Below are 20,457 nucleotides of genomic sequence, written 5' to 3' on the forward strand. Positions count from 1 at the left end.
TGTAACATTATCAGATTTGGTGCTGAACAAGCGATTTATTCGATAAAATCATTCTAATTAAGATAAGCCTTATTTAACTATAACGGAGAAGAATAGTGGCGATTGCACTTAAATGCAATAAATATATTTCCATAAATTTGAAGTCTGTTTGATATACGTAATTTTTTTAAAAAAGTCTTCTTATCAAGGTCCTGAAATAGCTATGGGTTGATGTTTCTCTGCATCAAAAACAGTTACAAATACGTAAACTTGCCTTGTGGGGTGATATCCATTACCACCAACTCTAGCTTTTCCATAATCGTCAAATTTTGATAATATTTTATTTATATCTTTATAAGATACTTTTTCTCTAGAGTTTACCTTTGCACCTTCGTACTCTGTGTATAGGTTCTTGTCTATTGTCTCATAAAAGGCATTAGCATCCATAAACTCCTTATCTGAGTTATCAGGATATTTACTCCAGGGCTCTTCAGCATACACTGATGAAACTACTAGTGACAATATTATAAATAATGTAAAAGTGGTGAAATAATTTTTTTTCATTACAATTACCTCCTTAAAAGATAGTTTCCCAACAAATAGAAGCATTATTCATAAGTGGTGAGTACCTACTATTTTTTCCAAATAGGACACCTGTAAAGATAAGATATATTATTCACCATATTGATTCTTGTTGCACTAACGGGTGCAATAGCTGAACAAGGGGCTGTCGAATGCGGTAGCTCCTGTTGCTTTAAAGGGCAGAAGAGTTGAATATGGTTTTGTAATTCTGTTTTACGTTGTAAGATAAGTAATGCCAAAAATAGGAGGGGAAAATGAATAAATACAACGCTATTTCAAGTTTATGTTTAGGAATATTTGTTATCTTATTCTTTATGATGATAAATGATGTATCTTCCGGTTCATTAGGAAGGATAGCAATAATTTCGATGTGTCTATTTCCATTATTAGGGGCGATTGTGGGGTTAAAAGCAAAAAATAGTTTTGGTAAGTGGATAATTATAATACTTAACTTATTAGCATTTATCACAATAGCATATCTTCTCCTACTTGGATTTGGAATGGGTGGAGCATAAGCAGTTATTCAAGTAACGGGAGCGTTTCTTGAATAAGGAATTGAACTCCTTCCTCAACTATAGGGCAGGTTAGCAGAACAGAGCTTTCGCTTTGGAGAGACAGGAGGTTCTATGTTGAAAAGTAGAAAAGGAGGTCTTTGTAATGAAAAAATATTACTAATAATACTATTTATTTTAGGGATAACATTTTTGAGTGCTTGCGGTCCTAATACTTGGGTGTTGGAAAAAGAGAGATTAGGTGAAGTGGGAAGTATAGAAAACTATGTGTGGCAATTGCAAAATAAAAAAACAAAATTTCGAGGATATAGAGTCTTTACAATATCAGAAGGAAAGAAGATGGTAGTTGTTTCAACTGGTTCGACTGACAAAACTCTGGAGTTTACAGGGGCAGACGTTTCTAATAACAATACAACAATTTCAGTCGAAGAAGTAAGTAAGGTTTCAGGTGAGGAGAACTCTTATATTCTAATAGGTATAAATAAGATTAAGGGAGAATTAACTGTGGTGAACGAGAGAGAGGAAAAATTTATAGCATTTGAATAATGAGAAGAGTTATTCAGCTAAAGGGGCTTAAGTTGAAGAAGAACTATCTTTTACAGCCGCTCTTTTGCTGAACAGTACAACGATACTCTGTAATAAAAAATTAATCATCAACAATAGAAATTTAAACAATATTATTGTTATTTTCTAAATAAAGTGAAGTATTTCAAATAATTAAACAACTATTTTAAGCCCCGTTCTAATTTTAGTACGGGGTTATGCTTGATTAAGGTTGTATAATTAAATAACTTTATTGTCACTTTACAATATGTGCCATGCCAATATACTCATGAATGAAATATTTAATTTATGGTAAGGAGGGTGTTCCCTTTCAACTCTGCGCGTGCTATTTTAGAGAAGTATATATTTTAATTGAAACATTTTTCTAGAAAAATATGAAAGTGAGGAACTCCTAAATGCAAAAAAATTGGGCAGGTAATTTACAATATAGTACAAGTAACTGGCATGAACCTGAAACGATTGAAGATATTCAACAACTAGTTTCAAAGGTAACAAAACTACGTGTAGTCGGAACGCGTCACTCGTTCAATAGCATCGCCGATTCGGATGAGAATATCGTATCCTTGCATAAGCTAAATAAGGTGTTATCCATTGATAAAAAGAAGAATACCGTAACGGTGGAGGCTGGAATTAAGTATGGAGACCTTTGTCATGAGCTTCACCAACATGGCTATGCTTTACATAACCTTGCTTCCCTTCCCCATATTTCGGTTGCTGGTGCTTGTGCAACAGCCACACATGGTTCAGGTAATCATAATCAAAATTTAGCTGCAGCTGTTTCTGAAATGGAAGTGGTCACTGCTGATGGAAGCATTGTCACGTTTTCGAAGGAAGCTTCAGATGAAGAATTCTATGGCTCGGTTGTAGGACTAGGTGGATTGGGTGTTGTCACAAAACTAACATTAGATATTGTTCCAAATTATCAAATGAGGCAAGATGTTTACGAAAATCTACCGTTAGCACATCTAGCTCATGATGTTGATAGGATTTTTTCCAGTGCGTATAGTGTTAGTTTATTCACGGATTGGAAGGACGAAACGTTTAATCAGGTGTGGTTGAAAAGCAAAGTGACAGATGGTCAACCTTTTGCACTCGGTAAGGATTTTTATGGAGCAAAAGCGGCTACAGAAAATCTCCATCCCGTACCTGGCGTCGGAGCAGAAAATTGTACAGCACAGCTAGGTGTACAAGGAGATTGGCTCGATCGCGTGCCACATTTCCGAATGAATTTCACCCCAAGTAAGGGACAAGAGCTGCAAAGTGAATATATTTTTGCACGCGAGCATGCCTATGAAGCTCTTTGTGCGATTAGTGACATCCGTGAACACATTGCACCGCATTTACTCATAGCAGAAGTACGGACCATTGCAAAAGATGAGTTTTGGATGAGCCCATCTTATAAGGAGGATTCGGTTGCCATTCACTTCACGTGGCAAGATAAATGGGCGGACGTCAAGCAGGTGCTCCCACTTATTGAAGCCAAACTGGAACCTTTTCAAGCTAAACCGCATTGGGGGAAATTGTTTACGGCCTCACCTGAAAAAATACAGTCACTTTATGAAAAGATGCCTTCTTTTCAGTCGCTGCTGAATAAGTATGATCCGAATGGGATGTTTCGTAATCGCTTTTTGAGTAGATATATTTTTAATGAGGTTGAGTGAAACCGTTTTACGAGATTAGTATAAAGAGAAATGTACTAATTAATATTTGTTGAGGAGAGTTATCTATTCGTTGCATACGTTGAAAATGATTAATACTTACTGGAGATAATGCGTCTACAAAGATAGAAAACGGGGCATTTTTGCTAACTTTATTTACGTTGAATACAGGAGAATCTAGTTGGATTCTAACAATCGGGCCATATTATAGCAGAGATACAAAGGGTTGATATGACTATACATCAACCTCTTTTTAGTGATTTTTAGGATGCAGCGATTACTTCGCAAGATATATCAAAAATCAAATGTTGAACCTTGATAACCTATAGTTAAAGGAGGTGCCCTCGATGTTTGACCATGAGATTATAATTAAAAAAATCATTTTGTATGTGGAGGAAAACCTACATGAACCACTTACCTTGGAAACTATTGCATCGAAATCAAATTTTTCAAAGTATCACTTTCATCGAATATTTCAATCCTTGATTGGTATGACGGTAACTGAATACATTCGGCTAAGAAGATTAGCAAATGCTTCATCCGCCTTGCTTTATACAGATGAACGCATTCTTGATATCGCTTTACATTATCGATTTGAATCACAAGAATCATTTACAAGAGCATTTAAAGAGGTTTATAAGCTTCCACCTGGCAAATATCGCAGAATGATGTCAGACGTGATTAAAAATAAGGAGGAAACAACTATGGATTCAAAAGTGAAAGGATGGTTTTTAAGTGGGTCAAATCCATTTAATTACGAGATGGGAATAGACCATGAAGTTGTTCATCAGGGGAAAGCATCGGGGTATTTAAAATCCAAAACGGTATTAGATTCAACTGAATTCGCTACAATGATGCAAGCTTTTAAGGCTAACCAGTTTGTTGGAAAGCGCATTAGACTTTCTTGTTTTATTCGTACAGAAGATGTAAGTACGTACGCGGGGATGTGGATGCGAGTAGATGACACAATGGATGATGTACTTCAATTTGATAATATGAGTAATCGCCCTATTAAAGGAACAACAAACTGGAACCATTACTCTATTATTTTAGATGTTCCAGCCCAAAGTGCTGTTATTTCGTTTGGTATCATTCTGTCTGGACAAGGAACTGTATGGGCAGATCAGTTCACTTTTGAAGAAGTGAATGAAAGTATTCCAACTACTAATTTAGAGGTTCATGGTGAACTGCTCGATGACCCAATAAATTTATCGTTTGACGAAGAAATATGATTTAAGGAAGGTTGATAACATGGCAGGTTCCGGTAAAAGATCTCCTGGGGTAGTATTAAGTATTATAGTTATAATAGCAATTATGGCAGTGAAATTTGTAGGAATTAATACGCTTATTCATTACTTGAAGTTTTGGTGAAATTTGGTGAAAATGTTGCTTAACTATACCGCAATCGGCACTGTAACAGGATAAACTGAACGCAGAGGATGTCTCTGGGGAATAATACATTAGGATGTGGACTGTTGACCACAAGTTACTCTAAACCATCTGCGCATTGGTATTAAGAGATAATAATGATATATCATCAAACTTCATTTGAAAAGAAGGAGTTTCTAACCTCTTAATAGAATATTTGTTAAGTAAACCGAGATTAGCTTAGTTGAGAAGAGAAAGGTGAGATAAGGATATGGGACAAATTAAAGTTTATGGAATTAGGGACAGGTTAAATCCAATGAAAGAAACACTATCGAACGTGATTCATTCGTGTATGGTGGAAGTACTTGAATTTCCTTCAGATAAAAAGTTCCATCGTTTTTCCCAATGGAGAAAGAAGATTTTTATTATGCAAATGGAAGAACTGAAACGTACACTATAATTGAGGTTAGTATGTTCGAAGGTCGAACGGTTGAGACGAAAAAACAATTACTAAAGTTGTTATTTGAACGTATATATACTGAATTGAATATTTCCCCACAAGATGTAGAGATAACAATATTCGAAACACCTAAACATAATTGGGGAATAAGAGGATTACTTGGAGATGAGTTAGCACTGAATTATAAAGTGAATATATAAGTAAAAAGGCAGTCGACTAGTTACTGCCTTTTTAGCTTTTAGTATGAAGGTTTATTGAAGTATTAAGTTATTAAAAAGCGAGGGAGATATAGAATGACATTACATATTAGTAAAGAATTAAATAAATACGATAAACAACATATAGACGACGAACTTTACAAGTACAATTTAAAGCATTTTCCAAAAGATTTGGGTGGTAGATATGAAGAAATCAATTTAGTTCTTAAGGATGAAAACGGCAATATTCGTGGTGGAATTCTAAGTGCGGTATGTTGGAATTGGTTGGAAATTTATACTATCATTTAGATGAGGACATTAGACAATCAGGGTATGGGACTAAATTATTATTAGAGTTAGAGAGAATGGCTATAGATAAAAAATGTGATTTCATAAAAGTAGATACCTTGAGTTTTCAGGCGCTAGATTTTTATAAAAGGAATGGTTATCAAGTGTTTGGTAGCATAGATAATGTAGGTAGAGATTTTGAACATTATTATTTAAAAAAGGACTTGAATGTTAAATCATAGTTGATAAGCAAAGTGAATAACTAACCGGCGTTATCGATGAGAATGCTGCGGTGGTCCTTTTTCTTGTTCCGATAATTTAAATAAATGATTAGGGGTCGTCCAAATGATTGAACAAAAAAATTCCCGAATATTGAAACAGAAAGGTTGCTCTTGCGAAATGTAAATATTGAGGATGTTGATTTTATTTATAGACTTTTTATTGATGAAAGAGTATGTGAATTTTTGTATGATGAAGAATTATTTATAAGTAAAAATGATGCAATAGAGTTTGTTGAGTGGAATAAAGATCCAGAAGAAAAGGGATACAATCGTTGGGTACTAGTCAAAAAAGACGATAACCAAGAACAAATTGGAACATGTGGATATGATAATTGGGACAGAATGAACAATATTGCAGAAATAGGCTATGATTTATGGCACGAATATTGGGGACAAGGATATATGAAAGAAGCATTAATTGGTGCAATTGAAAGTGGCTTTACTCATATGAAATTGAATAGAATTAACGCGTATGTTGCTTTAAATAATGTTAACTCTATGAAGTTATTAGAAAAACTAGGATTTGTAAATGAAGGAGTATATAGAGAAAAGCATTTATTCAGGGGTAAATATTATGACCATCATTCCTTTTCTTTATTAAAAAGGGATTGGTACCAATACTAAGTATATTAAATGTTAAACTAACGAATACATATAATTTACTTGGGGATATAATAATATGAAGAATCTTATTGAAATAGACTGGTGTAAGGCCAGTTTATACAGGTTTTCCACCAGCCAATTCGCTACATTTTTAGTTTTAACTTTTCGGGTTAGCACATTTTCATCTTTATTACATTTTCAAAATTGGTTTAATGGTGCTTCCCTTTTTAGAATCTGCAAATGCTTGGTTAATCTCCTCTAAGTTGTAGAATTTTACTAACTTGTCAAATGGAAATTGCCCTTTTTTAAAATATTCGATAAGTTTCGGAATGAATAATTGAGGGATTGAATCTCCTTCAACTACTGATACAATCGATCTTCCCTCGTTCAATAGGTCAAGTTGAACGTTTAATGTTACTTCTCCAGTTGCTCCCACAACGGCGACAGTACCTAACTACGCAATGATTGTACAGATTGAACAACAACCGGAGACACTCCTGTCGTTTCAACTGCATAATTTGTTCCACCGTTTGTAACCTTTCTTACCTCTTCCACAGTATCCACTTCCGAACCATTGATAACGTGAGTTGCACCTAATTCTTTTGCGAGTTCTAGTCTGCTGTCATGCACATCAATTGCAATGATTTTCGAACAACCTATTATCTTAGCAGCCATTATTGCACTTAATCCTACAGCTCCACATCCAAATACTGCAAGCGTTGAACCGAATTCTGGTTGTAATTTATTTATTACTGTCCCAGCTCCTGTTTGAATTCCACATCCTAACGGTCCAAGAAGATTAAGGTCTACGTCTTGATCTACCTTTACAACGTTTCTTTCATTAGCAACAGCATATGTACCAAAAGAAGACTGACCAAAGAAGGTAGACATTTCTTGATCTCCTTGATGAATACGGTGCGTACCATCAGGCATTCTACCACCGAAATTAAACTCAGTTAAATATATACATGAAGCAGGGTGACCAGTCAGACAGTTCTCACAATGTCCACAAGATGAGAAAGATAAAACAACATGATCACCAGGCTTCACCGTTTGAACACCAGACCCAACTTTTTCGATAATACCTGCCCCCTCATGACCAAGTACAGCAGGGAGTGGTACTGGAATCATTTGATCACGCGCAACAGCATCAGTATGACAAACACCTGCTGCGACAACTTTAACTAATACTTCATTTTGCTTTGGTTCAGAAAGTTCCAATTCCTCAATGGTAAAATCCTGTCCTTTTTCATGAATAACAGCACCTTTTATTTGCATTGTCTAATTTCCCTCCTAAATCTTTAATTAAAAATCGCTATTACATAGTTATAAAAGGAGTAAATACTGTGTCTCCTTTTAAAATCCTCAGAAAAAGGCAATTTATACAGAAATAATCAGATTTATGGAAGTGCTTTGGAACTTTCACCATTCTATTTCTTTTCGTGTAATATTTCTTAAATTATTAAATGGCAAAAGTTTTTTTATCAAGGAACTGTCAATAAGTCAAACTCTCAGTAAATTGTCTTATTCAACTAACATTTTAGTGGAACAGTAAAAGAATGGTTATTCCTATTGTTTTTTTCTAAGCTAGGGCAGGATTGTGGATGAATTATTTTATCTTTTTAAATGAGATGAACGGAATGTCTAACCGTATTGTTTGAATTAATTAGTTTTCGGGCTGGATAACGTGTACCAGCCGTAAAGGGAGGAATCTGCTTTTTTGAAAACTAAAACCTCGGTAGTCACTTCTTGATTTAACAATAGGGGATTTTGATTACGGATTAAATAATTGTACTAAATATGACGTGGGCGTTCCTTTAACAAGGAATGCTTTTTTCTATGTCAATAAAAAGGAAAATAATGATAAACTAAAGAGCAGAAGAGTTGAACAGTGGGTATTAGAATTTTAAAGGAGTGTTTGAAATTAAAAGACAAATTTTATTGGGTGCAACATTATTTATTGCTGGAACATTATTATTTGGATTAGTACATCTTGCAATCGCCAATTACATCTCAAGCATGCATGGTTTTAGCGATTTACCAGGAAAGTTTCAACAAGCACGAAATAAAATTGGGGTTAATACCCCATATAGCCTAAGTATTATTTTTTATGGTTATAGGCTTTATTCTTTTAATTTTAAACGAGGTCAAAGTAATTGTAAATTTCTTAATAGGTAGAAATCATTCTTAAACTATTGGAGATTCTACTTGAACAGTTTGGGAGCATTCAAATAGATTAGTATACCAGCTTTTAAGGGAGTGAAAAACAATTGATCCAAGCAACTGACCTAATTGAAATAATACATGAAGAAGATGCTCTAACTAGAAATCAGCGAATCCTTGACGAGGTGCAACCACTCGTGAGAAGAATCATAGATTCTTTCATAGCTAAATACAGTGATAGAGAACCTTACTTACGTCAGCTTAAGATCCATACACATGAACAAACCATTAAAACCACCATCACTGATTTAAAAAATCCTAAGTATGCAGATAAGAAAAAGCATTACGGGCTCAAAGGTTTTATTACATTAATTGATGAATCCATGTATGAGAGCCCATTATTTGTGTTAAAGCTAGAGTTTCATCTGGCATCACGCGAAATCAGGATGTATATGAGCTCTGACTTCTATCCGTTTTGGTTTATTCGAAAAAACACTCCTACCCGAATTAGAGAGCATGGTGAACAAGCTAAACTCAGATGTAAGCATTTTTACCTTTGAAGAGAAAAAGAATTTCATAGAACATCAGGAGTTCCTTTCGACTGTTGGACAATATGTTAAGAGCAAACGTACACCTAAGATCCACTTCGGTACAATCCTTCCATTAGAAGGCAACATTGAGGAAGAGCAGCTAGTGGACCAACTATGGGATACGTTTCAAAAACTAACGCCTGTTAGAAGCTTACTAGTGAAGGAAGGATTAGCTCATAGTCGGTCTATGGGGCTAATTAAAAGTATTCAGGATGACACAACACCGATCACGATGAACCTCTATTCAAAAACTTATCAGGTGATCTTTGATGAAGAGGTGAAAAAGGTAAAGACGAATAAATTTATACAAATGTTCCACATCTATGAACAAGATCAACTCATTACGGATGGGCATATTGCTTACTATACTCGTGACCCTCATGAATCGATAGGAATCTTTATTAATAATCGGGGATTTATTTTTTACCAATTAAGAAAGCTAGCCTCTTGTACGAACTATGACTGGTATCTGAAGAAGGCTTTTTATCAAAGAGGGAAATACAATGAGAATAATGAAAATCAACTCTATCAAGAAAAGGCGATAGAGGAATTGAAGAATCATGGATTTTTATTAAGCGAGTCTAATGCTTTCTATGTAGGTAACTATCAAGGTGAAAATCAGTTATTTACTGAGCCACTGTCAACAATAAAGGAAAGACTGATTATAGCAGCTGCCATATTTGCGGATGTGAGAGGACATTTTACATTTCCAAAAGGTACGGTTGAAACGCATAGTAGAGATGATGATGGAGAGGAAGGGTTAGATGTTGAAACATACACAAGTTCTTTCCACTTTGCAACCATTCTAGATTTAGTTGACCAAAGCGGTTTCACTTTTGGACTAGATATCATTAGAGACTTTTATCTAAATTTGACTAGCTTAGATGATAAACATTTTGTCATTTTAAATGGTATTTCTGGGACAGGTAAAACACAGTTATGTAAAGTATTTGCAAATGCCGTGTACGGGCTTGAATATTCAGCCGATAATCCTTATCTAAAAATCATACCTGTTCGACCTGATTGGATGGATGCTACATCCTTATTCGGCTACTATAGCTCGTTTGAAAAGAAGTACATGAGAACCGAGTTTTTGGATATGCTTCTTCAAGCAAACAAAGAAAAGGACAAGCCTCATTTTATTGTCCTAGATGAAATGAATCTTGCAAGAGTAGAGTACTACTTAAGTGATTATTTAAGTGCGGTGGAGTCCAGAAAACCTATACAATTACACAATATAGAGGAAGTCACAGATATACCTAAAACTATTGAGATTCCTCATAATTTCTATGTGATTGGTACGATAAATGTCGATGAAACGACTCATAGTATTTCAGATAAAGTGTTGGACCGTGCTTTTGTTATGACTCTTTCTGACGTTGATTTTACGAGCTTCTGGGAACAGCTAGAGGAGAAGATCAAGAAGGAAGTCTATGAGGAATGGGAGTTGTTAGTCACCATTCATAGTAGGTTAGTGGAGTATAACCTACACTTTGGTTACCGAACGATGAATGAAGTTCTTCGCAAATTGTATAAAAATAGTTTACTTCCAGAAGACTTCCGTATGGAACGTAAGGTTGCTTTAGATCGAGCTATTACAGAAAAGATCATCCCAAAGATTAGAGGCGATGAGAGATTAAATGACTTGCTGAAGCATTTATTAGACCTGATATCCAATCACCTCGGTAATGAATCCGAATCCTATAAGGATCTAGGTAGAATGAGAAAGGAATTAGAGCGTTATGGATTTACTCAGTTCTGGCGCTAGTATCACTGTATGGGACGAAGATCTTCAGTCGTGGATTCCTTTAGAAGACGTCTATTTAGAAGAGGCCAAAAGTTATAGGTGGAGATGCTTAACAGACGAACCTTTTCAATTTCAAATGAAACAAATTCCTTTACCTATGACAAAAGTAGCCAAAGGGTGGGAGGGCTTCTTTGAAACCCCATTCCAAAGTGGAGCGATTACCTTTAAAGCAAACGGAAAAACGATTGAGAACCACGTATACACAGATAGCCGTAAGTTAACGGAGCAGCAGTTCAAAATACTTTTAGATGAAATATTTCAAGAGGCTACAATCTGTTTTGCTCGATCTGGATTAGAACTCTCTGTTTTATCTAGTGGGTATAAACGAGAGTATTCTATACTTCAATGGAATTATATTGAATCGTCCATTTATCAGCTTCGAAACGTATTTAGGCAAATAGAAGCTCATCCACAAAGGTTCTTGAGGAAAGAAGAAATTGTACAAAAGCGGGAAAGTGTAAAGCATATAACCCCAAGGACCATAGCTTGGATGGAGAGATTTGGGGAAACATTTGGTGCAGCACCTGATAAGCTACCTAGCCACATACAATCCTCTAAAGTAGAGGAAACATTTGATGTATATGAAAACCGAGTGCTCCTATTAAACCTAAATGACCTTCAACACTTATTGATTACGTATTGCTTAATCGATGATGCTGAAATCCAAATGAAGGCCAAACATTATCTTAATTGGGTGACTCAATGGAAAAAAGCTGCTTTCTTAAAGGATGTCCAACTACATAATGGGATGATTACGATATCTCAGGTTTTTAGAAAGCATCCTTATTATAGGCTTTGGTATCAATGGTTTCAATCTCTATTTCAATTTAAGCATCTTTCATTTGATGTTCAACAAAAGTTAGGGGTAAAGGATACATTTTCGCTTTATGAAATGTGGTGTTTTATCCAAATTATTAAAGTACTACGAGAATTGGATTTAATTGAGGATTATAGTGGATTGTTTACAAAGAAAGATGAATTCTTTTTTTTAAGTTTAACTGAAAATAAAGAAAGTATTGTTAAGCTTAAAGATGGAGGGAAGCTAGTCTATCAAAGAATCATCCAATGGAATACAAGTCCTTTTATTCCTATACTCATCGAATGATTCCGGATATTTCTATCGAATTTCATGATCGTATGTATGTACTTGATCCAAAGTATCGTGTTGCATCTAATATCCCCATAGCTTTAGGTGAAATGCATAAGTATCGAGATGGAATCCTTCATAAAGGAGATGATTCTAGGGTAGTAAAAGAGGTTTATATTTTAACACCAAAGGAAGATACTTCAAACAGTTCCAAGAATTTTTATGATGTGAAAAATCATAATAGATACCAAATGGGTGCGTTTTGCTTTTCACCTGGTACTAATAATGTTGTGTTTAGAGAGTGGATTTTAAAGGTTTTTAACCGATAGCTAACACAGGTCGCGGTGGCTTCCTTCATATGAAATCTCGTAGGGAACGCTAAGACTAACTTCTACATAGATGTGCTAGATAGGCTCTTAAAAGCTTTATTTAAATCAGGATGAGTAATGTTGGTCCTGGTTCTAACGTCGAGTTAATTGGACGTTTAATGAAACTTTCCTTCATTACTGTTCGAAACAAGGATTGAAGGGCTGGTTTAGGTCTAATAAGGGGTGGCACCTTGCAAATGTGGATGTAATTGAGGAAATAAAATAACAATCAAAAAAAGCAATCTCAAGCTATTTTTACTGTTTGAGGTTGCTTATACTAAGTACACATATTTTAATTATCCACCCAATTATAACACCAATGAGAAGAAAGATTATAGGAGAAAAAACTGGTCCTAACAATAACCCAAATATTTCCAAGGTGGGAGAATAAATAACTCCTATGGTTGATAGAAAGGCTGCAAACACAAAGGGTAAAAAGGAGAAGGGGCTTCTACCTCCTCCTGCATCACGATAGGCATCCCATATAGAAAACATATAGAGACATGGGTAAAACATTAACCATTGATAATCAGTTAAATCAATAGCCTTTAACATATTGCCATGAAAGCTATCAATAATAACTAAATTCAAATTAGCTTGTACGTTTATTAACAGTTCTAGAGATATAAAGACAATTCCTTTTATCAATTTCCCATTAAGAATTTGAGCAAACCCTGGCAGTGCTATACTCCATAGCAATTTTTCAATTTTGTTTTCCATCTTAATACACGTTATTGATTAGAATAATTTTTTTTATTTATTACTTGAGGTGGTTCTTCAAACCAGCTATTATCAATCATAATGTTTACTCCATCATTCGCATAGGCAGTGATTTCTGTCGTTAAACGAACGTACGTTGTTCCTATATCTGATCTTAAACTAGCTGCAGCCGCTGTTGCGTAGTTAGAGGTACTTGATTGTATCAATAGTGCTGTATGGAACATGACTAGTTTATCCGAAAATGGTGCTATTGTGGAGTTGGATACTGTAAGATCTGATGGCATTGGTACAGAAATATCATCGTCAGTTAAAATGGTGGAGAAAAGTTTAACATGTTTAGTAGCTATATCTTTTCCTTTATTGCAATATTTACGTACTTCTTTAGCCTTTGCAACTTGTGTAAGTCCAGTTAATAATACTTGTCCTACTAAGTTGGTTTCAATATTGGCAAAAAGATGAGAAATTTCAATAAGATTAATTGGTCTACGTTTAAAATTCAATAGACCACTTTTATAATTTTTTTGATTGATAAAGTCAATTTCATTAGTTGTTGAAACATAAGGTGGTCTGAGATATAATCCTTTAGATAATAAAACATCACTAGTTTTGTTGTATAAATCTGTTGATGATTTTAGTGCATTACTATAGAGTTCACGGACACTTGGTTTTGCTGAAGTGGCAAGAGCCACACTGTAAACGGATAATCCTACCTTTGCCATATTCTTAATATAATATAAATAAAATGAATCTGAGTAAAGACGTGGGGCGTTGGGGTTCACATCCTCATCTGAAAACCTACAGGGTTGGACTGTTTGTCTTCTTTAAGAATTCTTTCTATCTGAATGAGGCTCTCTTCTGATGTATGTAGTGCGTCAGTTAAAACATCTTTGATTTCTTCATCTTTGACATTTTCCAAAAAGTATTTAAAAACACAGATTGACATGCTATTGTTTTGGAAACCACTCCAAAGTGTTGAAATTTCAGAAGAAGTTAGTTTGGTTTCATGCTCTTCTATCATAACACTCACTCTCCTTATAAGGTAATTACTGTTATCATTTGCAGTTTCTAAAAGTTTATTCCTGACCTTAGAAACAGTTAGGTAGCAGAGCATTAAGCTCTGGGGAATGAACGATTGTTCTTACTATTATCATGGGTATCTAAATACGGGAGTTTGATGATTGCTTATGAAATTTAAAAGTATGCGGTTTAATTGATTTTATGCTTTAGAATGAAAGTGAGATAGGTAAAATCATGTATACTACGAATGCGGTTAAAAGTATTGACTCGAGCCATTGAAATGTCTAAAAAAGGAGCCTTCCTAACAGGAACGCTCCTTGATATGTCTTGAGACAAAATGGACAATGGTCTCCATGGATAACAGAATGATCGTGTGTTAAAGTGTTTAAAATAAAACCTAACCAAGTTAAATTTTACACTTACTGTATGAATGAAATAATGATTAGCTTGAACAACAAGATGAATCTTTTACTTCAACATCTTTTATCGTGTAGAAATACTCCCATTCGTTACCGTCGGGGTCAGTAACCCAGAATTTATCTTGTACAGCATAACAGCAAGTCGTATTTATTTCTTCTTTCGTAAAAAACCTTCCTTTTCAAGACGCTCTTTATGATTTATTACTTCTTCTTTTGAATTGAGCTGTACACCTAAATGATTAATATTATTTCCTTTGACTTCATCAACCTTAGTTAAAGTTAAATTAAGGTTTGGCTCCGTTGTTAAAAATTTTACGTAATCATCCTTCTCTTTAACCGGTGGGATACTAAATAGCCTTTGATAAAACGCCTTGCTTTTCTCTAAGTTACTTACATTCAAGCCAATGTGTACATTAATCATGACAAGCACTCCTTAATCAATTTTTTTTGATTTATAATTTATAAATTAAAACCGTTATTTAGACGGTTTTAAGATACAACAAAGTTGTTCGGATAAAATACTATCAACATGCTTTTCATTAATACTATAAAAGCTCCAAGTACCTCTCGTTTCTTTATGAAGGAAATTTGCATCCGTCATTATCTTTAGATGATAAGAAAGCTTGGATTGTGGTATATCCAATTCTTTTGTTAAATCACAAACACACATTTCTCCCCTGATACTTAATAAGTTCAATAAATGCAATCTCCTTGAATCGGCTAATGCTTTAAATTGCATTTCAAATGATTTTAGCTCTTCATTTGATAATGTATTATTAGCAAGTTGATGCACGAGAGGTTCCCCTCCTTTAATCAATTTATTTTGTTTAATTAAATAGTAACATATATTTTATAGTTAATCAATTTTTTTTGATTAATTTGTATTTAAAATTTAACAAAATACGTTTTGCAAGATAAGTAAGTGAAACGTTATTTCAAACAACCTTAACAATATCTTTACAATATATATATTGAAACTAGTTAATAAGTAAAATATTATATAAGTAAATGTTTATATATGGATCTATTAATAAGGGTGGGTTATATGTGTTAAATACCTCTGCTCAAATGGAAAAGAATAAGAACGATTCGGGAAAGGCTAGGAATAACCCATTCTCAACTCGCCATAATGATAGAAAAAATGAAACGATGGTTATTAGCCTAGAAAGAGTACGGTACATCCAACGGACAATTTTATTGAAAAGATTTCCATTGCTTTAAAATTGAATCCGTTTGAATTAAAAAATTCCATTTGGTGTGATCGAGAGAAGGAGGAATGCGAATCACTAAATTGGTGATATTTAAAAGATGGGCAAATATGGATTCGATGAAAATATAAGCGAATTGTTATATGTGAATAATTGGATGAACTTAGGAGGTGTTGGCATGCAAGTATTGATGGTAGAAATAGAGAAAGCTGCAACAATTTTAAAATTATTAGGTGATAAAACCCGTCTAACTATGGTGAAAATATTAGAATCAAATGATTGTTGTGTCTGTGAATTTGTTGAAATATTTAAAGCAAGCCAACCTGCTATTAGTCAACATGTTCGAAAATTAAAAGATGCTGGGGTTGTTCGTGAAACACGAAAAGGACAGTGGATTATCTATTCTTTAAATAAAGAAAGCGAATATTATCCATTAATTCGAAATTTATTAGAACATATACCAAATCAAGATAATAAGTTGCAGGAGTTAGAGGAACAGGGATTACGTATCTCTTGTGATTAATAGGAGGTAAGAGCATTGACATCAGTAATATTAGCATCGATGATATTTATATTAACTCTTGTTTTAGTCATTTGGCAGCCAAAGGGCTTGTCAATCGGTTGGTCTGCTTGTGCAGGAGCTGTTTTAGCCTTACTTGTAGGGGTCGTTGATTTTAATGATGTAATTGACGTAACATCCATCGTTTGGAACGCCACGTTAGCATTTATTGCAATAATAATCATTTCCTTAATTTTAGATGAAATAGGTTTCTTTGAGTGGGCGGCCCTTCATATGGCTAAAGCAGCTAAAGGAAATGGCGTTCTGATGTTTGTATATGTATCCATACTTGGTGCACTAGTAGCAGCTTTTTTCGCAAACGATGGGGCAGCACTCATTTTAACACCCATTGTATTAGCCATGGTTCGTAATTTGAAATTTGAAGAGAAGATGGTTTTTCCGTTTATTATCGCAAGTGGATTTATTGCGGATACAACCTCTTTACCACTGGTTGTAAGTAATCTAGTTAATATTGTTTCAGCTGACTTTTTTGGAATCGGGTTTGTAGAATTTGCTTCAAGAATGATTGTCCCTAACTTCTTTTCATTAGCAGCAAGTATCTTGGTATTATACCTATATTTCAGGAAGGATCTTCCGAAACAGTATGACTTGTCCCATTTAAAAAAGCCAGTTGAAGCCATTCGTGATGAAAAGATGTTTCGACTATCTTGGTACGTTCTAGGGATATTATTAGTTGGGTACTTTGCTAGTGAGTTTATTGGATTACCTGTTTCTATTATTGCGGGGATTGTGGCTATATTCTTTTTATTCATGGCAAGAAGAAGTTCAGCCGTTAATACAAGTACAGTCGTTAAAGGGGCACCTTGGGCAATCGTCTTTTTCTCCATTGGAATGTATGTAGTCGTGTATGGTTTAAGAAATGTAGGTTTAACTAATGTATTGACAGATATTATACAACTAACTGCAGACCAAGGTTTATTTGCAGCTACGATAGGAATGGGGTTTATCGCAGCTATCCTTTCATCTGTGATGAATAACATGCCAACCGTTATGATCGACGCATTGGCGATTGCAGATACGAATACTACTGGAATTACACGAGAAGCACTCATTTATGCAAATATAATTGGTTCTGATTTAGGACCTAAAATCACACCAATCGGTTCTCTTGCTACATTATTATGGCTACATGTTTTATCTCTTAAAGGGATAAAAATTTCATGGGGAACCTATTTCAAAGTAGGAATTGTTCTAACCATACCAACATTGTTTATTACTCTCGTCGGATTATATATGTGGTTAATCATTATTCATTAAAAAGAAAAGGAGAAATTTGTTATGTCTAAAAAAACAATTTACTTTTTATGTACAGGAAATTCTTGCAGAAGCCAAATGGCGGAAGGTTGGGCAAAAAAGCATTTAGGAGACGAGTGGGAAATTAAAAGTGCTGGTCTTGAAGCACATGGTCTTAATCCAAATGCTGTAAAAGCAATGAAAAATGTTGGAATTGATATTTCTAATCAAACATCAGATACAATTGATCCAGAAATCCTACATAAAGCGGATCTAGTAGTTACGCTTTGTGGGCATGCAGCAGATCACTGCCCAGTTACACCTCCACATGTGAAACGTGTTCATTGGGGATTTGATGATCCGGCAAAAGCAGGAGGAACAGAGGAAGAGAAATGGGCATTTTTTGAGCGTGTTCGAGATGAAATTGGTGAAAGAATTCATCGCTTTAAAGAAACTGGAGAATAATATAAAACAATAGAATAGCCAAGAGAGATTTACTCTTGGCTTCCTTTACACCGAAATATAAGTATATGCTTATTTAATGTTATTAGGGAGGTATATGAATTGAGTAAAGTTGGTAAACATGTAGAGCTAAAGTATGCTAGTAGTAACAAGACGAAACGGTAGAATACATTGTGAGAATGTCTAGTCGGAAATGGAACATTAGGTTTGTGTAAAGCTGTAATAGTATTAAATGTTTTTACTAGGGACTGGCGATGAAAGATTCATCATCGTATAAGGTTCACCATATTCCATTGTTGAATCAATAAATTGCTCCAACAAATCATTAGATTCTGTTATCACTTTAACTAAATAACTATATTCTCCTGTTAATCTATGACATTCAATGACATTCGGATGTTCCTTGCAGAATTCTCGAAATGCTGTACATTTGTGAGTTTTTACTAAGACGAAAGCCTTAACTGTTTTATTTATTTTTACGGGGTTAATGATTGCCTTATATCCTTCTATGATCCCTTGGTCTTCTAGCTTTTTCACTCTCTCTGTGACAGCAGGGACAGACAATGAAATTTTCTTTCCTAATTCCGTCATTGAAATTCTTCCTTCTTCTTGTAATGCATCTAATATTCTTCGATTTATATCATCCATAATGTCACACCTTAATTTATTATTTCAAATTCCTTAAATTTCTTTTTTTATTAAGTATATCAAGCTAAACACCTTAAGAAAAGCATGTGTTAAGGTGTTGAAATGAACTAAAATAGTGGCATATCATTTATGGGAGGTTTTTATATGGGATTAGAAATGAAAACGAAATGTGAGAAATGTGGAATAACATTACAAACAGATGCTTACATTTGCATTCATGAGTGTACTTTTTGCGAAGCATGCACTCAGGAAATGTCTAATATATGTCCAAATTGTAATGGAGAGTTAGTAAGGAGACCGAGAAAAAGTATATGAACAAAGTACTATTAATTGTTGATGTACAAAATGCTTTTCTTGATGCTAAATGGGGCAACCGAAACAATCCCGATGCGGAAAGGAATATCAAAACAATACTAACGGAGTGGAGAAGAAGAGAATTTGAAGTGATCTTTATTCAACATATCTCTGAAAAACCGGATTCTCTTTTTTACGTCGATAATGAATCATGCAATATACAAGATATCATAAAGCCAGTGAACACGGAGAGGATATTTACCAAAAACGTAAATAGTGCGTTTATAGGGACTAGTTTGGAAAATCACTTAAAGAACAAGGATATTAAGGAAGTTGTGATCACTGGTTTAACGACTCCCCACTGTGTGTCGACGACCGCTAGAATGAGTGGAAACTTAGGTTTTAAAACGTATGTAATATCTGATGCAACTGCTGCATTTGGATTAACTGATCAAACTGGAACTTATGTGGATGCGGATACTATACACAATATATCACTTGCTACTCTTCATAATGAGTTTGCTAATGTGTTATCGACAAATGATCTTTTGAAAAGGATATAAAGTTGTTTCAGAAAATCCGAACGATGATTTAATATTCTTAAGTTGAATTAGTTCGGATTTTTTATCTATTAACTTTTTGTTACATGAAGTTATTTTCTATACTGTTCTAGTTCAAACAGACGGAGAAGGTTACGAGTTATGAAAATATCAATTTCATACCATCGTGAGTAGCTGTAAATCCAAGCTTCTCATAAAACCGGTGTGAATCTTTCCTTTGTTTATCTGTCGTTAATTGTACGAGACCACACCCGGAATCTTTTGAAATCGTAATAGCTTCCTTAAATAGTGCTTCTCCTATCCCTTGACCTCTAAAATGACGATCAACACGAACGCCCTCAATTTGTGCTCTTTTCATCCCTAACCTTGCTAATCCTGGTATTATTGTTAATTGAAGAAACCCAACGATCTTTTCTCCTTCAATAGCTAATAAAATTTGATTACCTGCTTGCTTTTCAATTTCTTCAAATGCCTCATAATACACGTTAGGTAAAGGATTTTCATACTTCTCGCGTTGAGAACCTAATACATCATCAGACAGCATACGTACAATTTCTGGAACATCTTCTTTTTTAGCTAGTCGAAAATACATATTAATCGCTCCCTAGTTTCATTGGTTCTTAATTTGAACATAATTTTACTAATGAATGATTCTCATCCTACTTATTATTGGATAATGGGGAAAAGAGTTGAAACTATAATAAAACATATAATACTAATCTATTTGAGTAGAGATAGATTCCATTCCATTTTCAGCACCACCCAGTATCCCCTTACTTAGAAAAAGTAACTAATAAAGAGTATGTTCC

At 34.5% G+C, this 20,457-nt stretch carries 20 protein-coding genes and 5 pseudogenes; 16 read left to right on the forward strand and 9 right to left on the reverse strand.

All coding sequences use genetic code 11. From position 1 onward, the window contains the following. Positions 1-183 precede the first annotated feature (183 nt). Complete coding sequence (locus tag JCM19034_RS03460) at positions 184-543, reverse strand: hypothetical protein (RefSeq protein ID WP_062047353.1); 360 nt, start codon at positions 541-543, stop codon at positions 184-186. Between the two features lie 272 nt (positions 544-815). Between JCM19034_RS03460 and JCM19034_RS03465 the strand changes: the two genes are divergently transcribed. The 7 genes and pseudogenes from JCM19034_RS03465 (at position 816) to JCM19034_RS03495 (ending at position 6,513) form a co-directional block, all read left to right on the forward strand. Continuing rightward, entirely contained in the window at positions 816-1,076 is a 261-nt protein-coding gene (locus JCM19034_RS03465; RefSeq protein WP_062047356.1) for a hypothetical protein, read from the forward strand. A 114-nt stretch (positions 1,077-1,190) separates the two neighbouring features. Continuing rightward, positions 1,191-1,619, forward strand: coding sequence for a hypothetical protein (locus JCM19034_RS21520; protein WP_062047358.1), 429 nt, complete (start codon positions 1,191-1,193; stop codon positions 1,617-1,619). A 413-nt stretch (positions 1,620-2,032) separates the two neighbouring features. Further along, entirely contained in the window at positions 2,033-3,298 is a 1,266-nt protein-coding gene (locus JCM19034_RS03475) for an FAD-binding protein (RefSeq protein ID WP_062047360.1), read from the forward strand. 344 nt (positions 3,299-3,642) lie between these two features. Then, a complete protein-coding gene (locus JCM19034_RS03480) occupies positions 3,643-4,527 on the forward strand; it encodes a helix-turn-helix domain-containing protein (protein ID WP_062047362.1) in 885 nt (294 codons plus the stop codon). Positions 4,528-4,934: 407 nt separating this feature from the next. Beyond that, positions 4,935-5,323 (forward strand): annotated as a pseudogene (locus JCM19034_RS03485) (tautomerase family protein). A gap of 93 nt (positions 5,324-5,416) precedes the next feature. Continuing rightward, positions 5,417-5,850: pseudogene (locus JCM19034_RS03490) on the forward strand (GNAT family N-acetyltransferase). A 150-nt stretch (positions 5,851-6,000) separates the two neighbouring features. After that, positions 6,001-6,513, forward strand: a complete 513-nt coding sequence (locus JCM19034_RS03495; RefSeq protein ID WP_231686795.1) for a GNAT family N-acetyltransferase — start codon at positions 6,001-6,003, stop codon at positions 6,511-6,513. 169 nt (positions 6,514-6,682) lie between these two features. On the opposite strand, the pseudogene JCM19034_RS03500 reads toward JCM19034_RS03495, so the two are convergent. Then, positions 6,683-7,770: pseudogene (locus tag JCM19034_RS03500) on the reverse strand (NAD(P)-dependent alcohol dehydrogenase). A 992-nt stretch (positions 7,771-8,762) separates the two neighbouring features. Between JCM19034_RS03500 and JCM19034_RS03510 the strand changes: the two are divergent. Genes JCM19034_RS03510 through JCM19034_RS23905 form a run of 4 tightly spaced genes read left to right on the forward strand, consistent with a single transcriptional unit; the run spans position 8,763 to position 12,468 of the window. Then, a complete protein-coding gene (locus JCM19034_RS03510; protein WP_062047368.1) occupies positions 8,763-9,215 on the forward strand; it encodes a hypothetical protein in 453 nt (150 codons plus the stop codon). Further along, complete coding sequence (locus JCM19034_RS03515) at positions 9,175-11,013, forward strand: McrB family protein (protein WP_062047370.1); 1,839 nt, start codon at positions 9,175-9,177, stop codon at positions 11,011-11,013. The genes JCM19034_RS03510 and JCM19034_RS03515 overlap by 41 nt, the downstream gene beginning before the upstream one ends. Further along, positions 10,988-12,157: a DUF2357 domain-containing protein gene (locus JCM19034_RS03520; RefSeq protein WP_062047372.1), complete on the forward strand. Its 1,170-nt coding sequence runs from the start codon at positions 10,988-10,990 to the stop codon at positions 12,155-12,157. Before JCM19034_RS03515 ends, JCM19034_RS03520 begins: the two co-directional genes overlap by 26 nt. Continuing rightward, a complete protein-coding gene (locus tag JCM19034_RS23905; RefSeq protein WP_197276337.1) occupies positions 12,154-12,468 on the forward strand; it encodes a nuclease domain-containing protein in 315 nt (104 codons plus the stop codon). Before JCM19034_RS03520 ends, JCM19034_RS23905 begins: the two co-directional genes overlap by 4 nt. A gap of 294 nt (positions 12,469-12,762) precedes the next feature. On the opposite strand, the gene JCM19034_RS03530 is transcribed toward JCM19034_RS23905, so the two are convergent. From JCM19034_RS03530 to JCM19034_RS03545, 5 genes and pseudogenes are all read right to left on the reverse strand, one after another. After that, positions 12,763-13,227, reverse strand: a complete 465-nt coding sequence (locus tag JCM19034_RS03530) for a hypothetical protein (RefSeq protein ID WP_062047377.1) — start codon at positions 13,225-13,227, stop codon at positions 12,763-12,765. 11 nt (positions 13,228-13,238) lie between these two features. Beyond that, complete coding sequence (locus JCM19034_RS24580) at positions 13,239-13,727, reverse strand: DUF3231 family protein (protein ID WP_370621822.1); 489 nt, start codon at positions 13,725-13,727, stop codon at positions 13,239-13,241. A 102-nt stretch (positions 13,728-13,829) separates the two neighbouring features. Further along, positions 13,830-14,338: pseudogene (locus tag JCM19034_RS24585) on the reverse strand (DUF3231 family protein); the annotation flags it as partial. Positions 14,339-14,686: 348 nt separating this feature from the next. Then, positions 14,687-15,084: pseudogene (locus JCM19034_RS03540) on the reverse strand (ArsI/CadI family heavy metal resistance metalloenzyme). 54 nt (positions 15,085-15,138) lie between these two features. Continuing rightward, positions 15,139-15,402 (reverse strand): metalloregulator ArsR/SmtB family transcription factor, encoded by a 264-nt coding sequence (locus JCM19034_RS03545; RefSeq protein ID WP_062048108.1) that lies wholly within the window; start codon positions 15,400-15,402, stop codon positions 15,139-15,141. Between the two features lie 647 nt (positions 15,403-16,049). Here JCM19034_RS03545 and JCM19034_RS03550 point away from each other — a divergent pair. From JCM19034_RS03550 to arsC, 3 genes are read left to right on the forward strand one after another with little or no spacing between them, the layout of a single operon-like run. Next, positions 16,050-16,394 (forward strand): metalloregulator ArsR/SmtB family transcription factor, encoded by a 345-nt coding sequence (locus tag JCM19034_RS03550; RefSeq protein WP_062048110.1) that lies wholly within the window; start codon positions 16,050-16,052, stop codon positions 16,392-16,394. 15 nt (positions 16,395-16,409) lie between these two features. Further along, positions 16,410-17,708, forward strand: a complete 1,299-nt coding sequence (locus JCM19034_RS03555) for an arsenical efflux pump membrane protein ArsB (protein ID WP_062047379.1) — start codon at positions 16,410-16,412, stop codon at positions 17,706-17,708. A 21-nt stretch (positions 17,709-17,729) separates the two neighbouring features. Next, positions 17,730-18,149 carry an arsenate reductase (thioredoxin) gene (gene arsC, locus JCM19034_RS03560; RefSeq protein WP_062047381.1) on the forward strand — a complete coding sequence of 140 codons (420 nt, stop codon included), beginning with the start codon at positions 17,730-17,732 and terminating at the stop codon, positions 18,147-18,149. Between the two features lie 225 nt (positions 18,150-18,374). Here arsC and JCM19034_RS03565 read toward each other — a convergent pair whose 3' ends face one another. After that, positions 18,375-18,794 carry an Lrp/AsnC family transcriptional regulator gene (locus JCM19034_RS03565; RefSeq protein WP_062047383.1) on the reverse strand — a complete coding sequence of 140 codons (420 nt, stop codon included), beginning with the start codon at positions 18,792-18,794 and terminating at the stop codon, positions 18,375-18,377. Positions 18,795-18,938: 144 nt separating this feature from the next. Here JCM19034_RS03565 and JCM19034_RS03570 point away from each other — a divergent pair, with 144 nt between their 5' ends. Both JCM19034_RS03570 and JCM19034_RS03575 read left to right on the forward strand, forming a co-directional pair. Next, positions 18,939-19,109, forward strand: a complete 171-nt coding sequence (locus JCM19034_RS03570) for a DUF1272 domain-containing protein (RefSeq protein WP_062047385.1) — start codon at positions 18,939-18,941, stop codon at positions 19,107-19,109. After that, a complete protein-coding gene (locus JCM19034_RS03575; RefSeq protein WP_062047386.1) occupies positions 19,106-19,651 on the forward strand; it encodes a cysteine hydrolase family protein in 546 nt (181 codons plus the stop codon). The genes JCM19034_RS03570 and JCM19034_RS03575 overlap by 4 nt, the downstream gene beginning before the upstream one ends. Positions 19,652-19,787: 136 nt before the next feature. On the opposite strand, the gene JCM19034_RS03580 is transcribed toward JCM19034_RS03575, so the two are convergent. Next, a complete protein-coding gene (locus tag JCM19034_RS03580; RefSeq protein ID WP_062047387.1) occupies positions 19,788-20,240 on the reverse strand; it encodes a GNAT family N-acetyltransferase in 453 nt (150 codons plus the stop codon). Between the last annotated feature and the right edge of the window lie 217 nt (positions 20,241-20,457).

Origin of the sequence: Bacillus sp. JCM 19034, assembly GCF_001310635.1 — a bacterium.
Taxonomy (GTDB): domain Bacteria; phylum Bacillota; class Bacilli; order Bacillales; family Bacillaceae_D; genus Halalkalibacter.

Excerpts from the sequence above, each read along its gene's own strand:
- JCM19034_RS03565 (WP_062047383.1), bottom strand. The coding sequence starts at position 18,794 with ATGGATGATATAAATCGAAGAATATTAGATGCATTACAAGAAGAAGGA.
- JCM19034_RS23905 (WP_197276337.1), top strand. The coding sequence starts at position 12,154 with ATGATTCCGGATATTTCTATCGAATTTCATGATCGTATGTATGTACTT.
- JCM19034_RS03475 (WP_062047360.1), top strand. The coding sequence starts at position 2,033 with ATGCAAAAAAATTGGGCAGGTAATTTACAATATAGTACAAGTAACTGG.
- JCM19034_RS03465 (WP_062047356.1), top strand. The coding sequence starts at position 816 with ATGAATAAATACAACGCTATTTCAAGTTTATGTTTAGGAATATTTGTT.
- JCM19034_RS03480 (WP_062047362.1), top strand. The coding sequence starts at position 3,643 with ATGTTTGACCATGAGATTATAATTAAAAAAATCATTTTGTATGTGGAG.
- JCM19034_RS03570 (WP_062047385.1), top strand. The coding sequence starts at position 18,939 with ATGGGATTAGAAATGAAAACGAAATGTGAGAAATGTGGAATAACATTA.
- JCM19034_RS03520 (WP_062047372.1), top strand. The coding sequence starts at position 10,988 with ATGGATTTACTCAGTTCTGGCGCTAGTATCACTGTATGGGACGAAGAT.
- JCM19034_RS03460 (WP_062047353.1), bottom strand. The coding sequence starts at position 543 with ATGAAAAAAAATTATTTCACCACTTTTACATTATTTATAATATTGTCA.
- JCM19034_RS03580 (WP_062047387.1), bottom strand. The coding sequence starts at position 20,240 with ATGTATTTTCGACTAGCTAAAAAAGAAGATGTTCCAGAAATTGTACGT.
- JCM19034_RS03530 (WP_062047377.1), bottom strand. The coding sequence starts at position 13,227 with ATGGAAAACAAAATTGAAAAATTGCTATGGAGTATAGCACTGCCAGGG.
- JCM19034_RS03550 (WP_062048110.1), top strand. The coding sequence starts at position 16,050 with ATGCAAGTATTGATGGTAGAAATAGAGAAAGCTGCAACAATTTTAAAA.
- arsC (WP_062047381.1), top strand. The coding sequence starts at position 17,730 with ATGTCTAAAAAAACAATTTACTTTTTATGTACAGGAAATTCTTGCAGA.
- JCM19034_RS03575 (WP_062047386.1), top strand. The coding sequence starts at position 19,106 with ATGAACAAAGTACTATTAATTGTTGATGTACAAAATGCTTTTCTTGAT.
- JCM19034_RS03545 (WP_062048108.1), bottom strand. The coding sequence starts at position 15,402 with ATGCAATTTAAAGCATTAGCCGATTCAAGGAGATTGCATTTATTGAAC.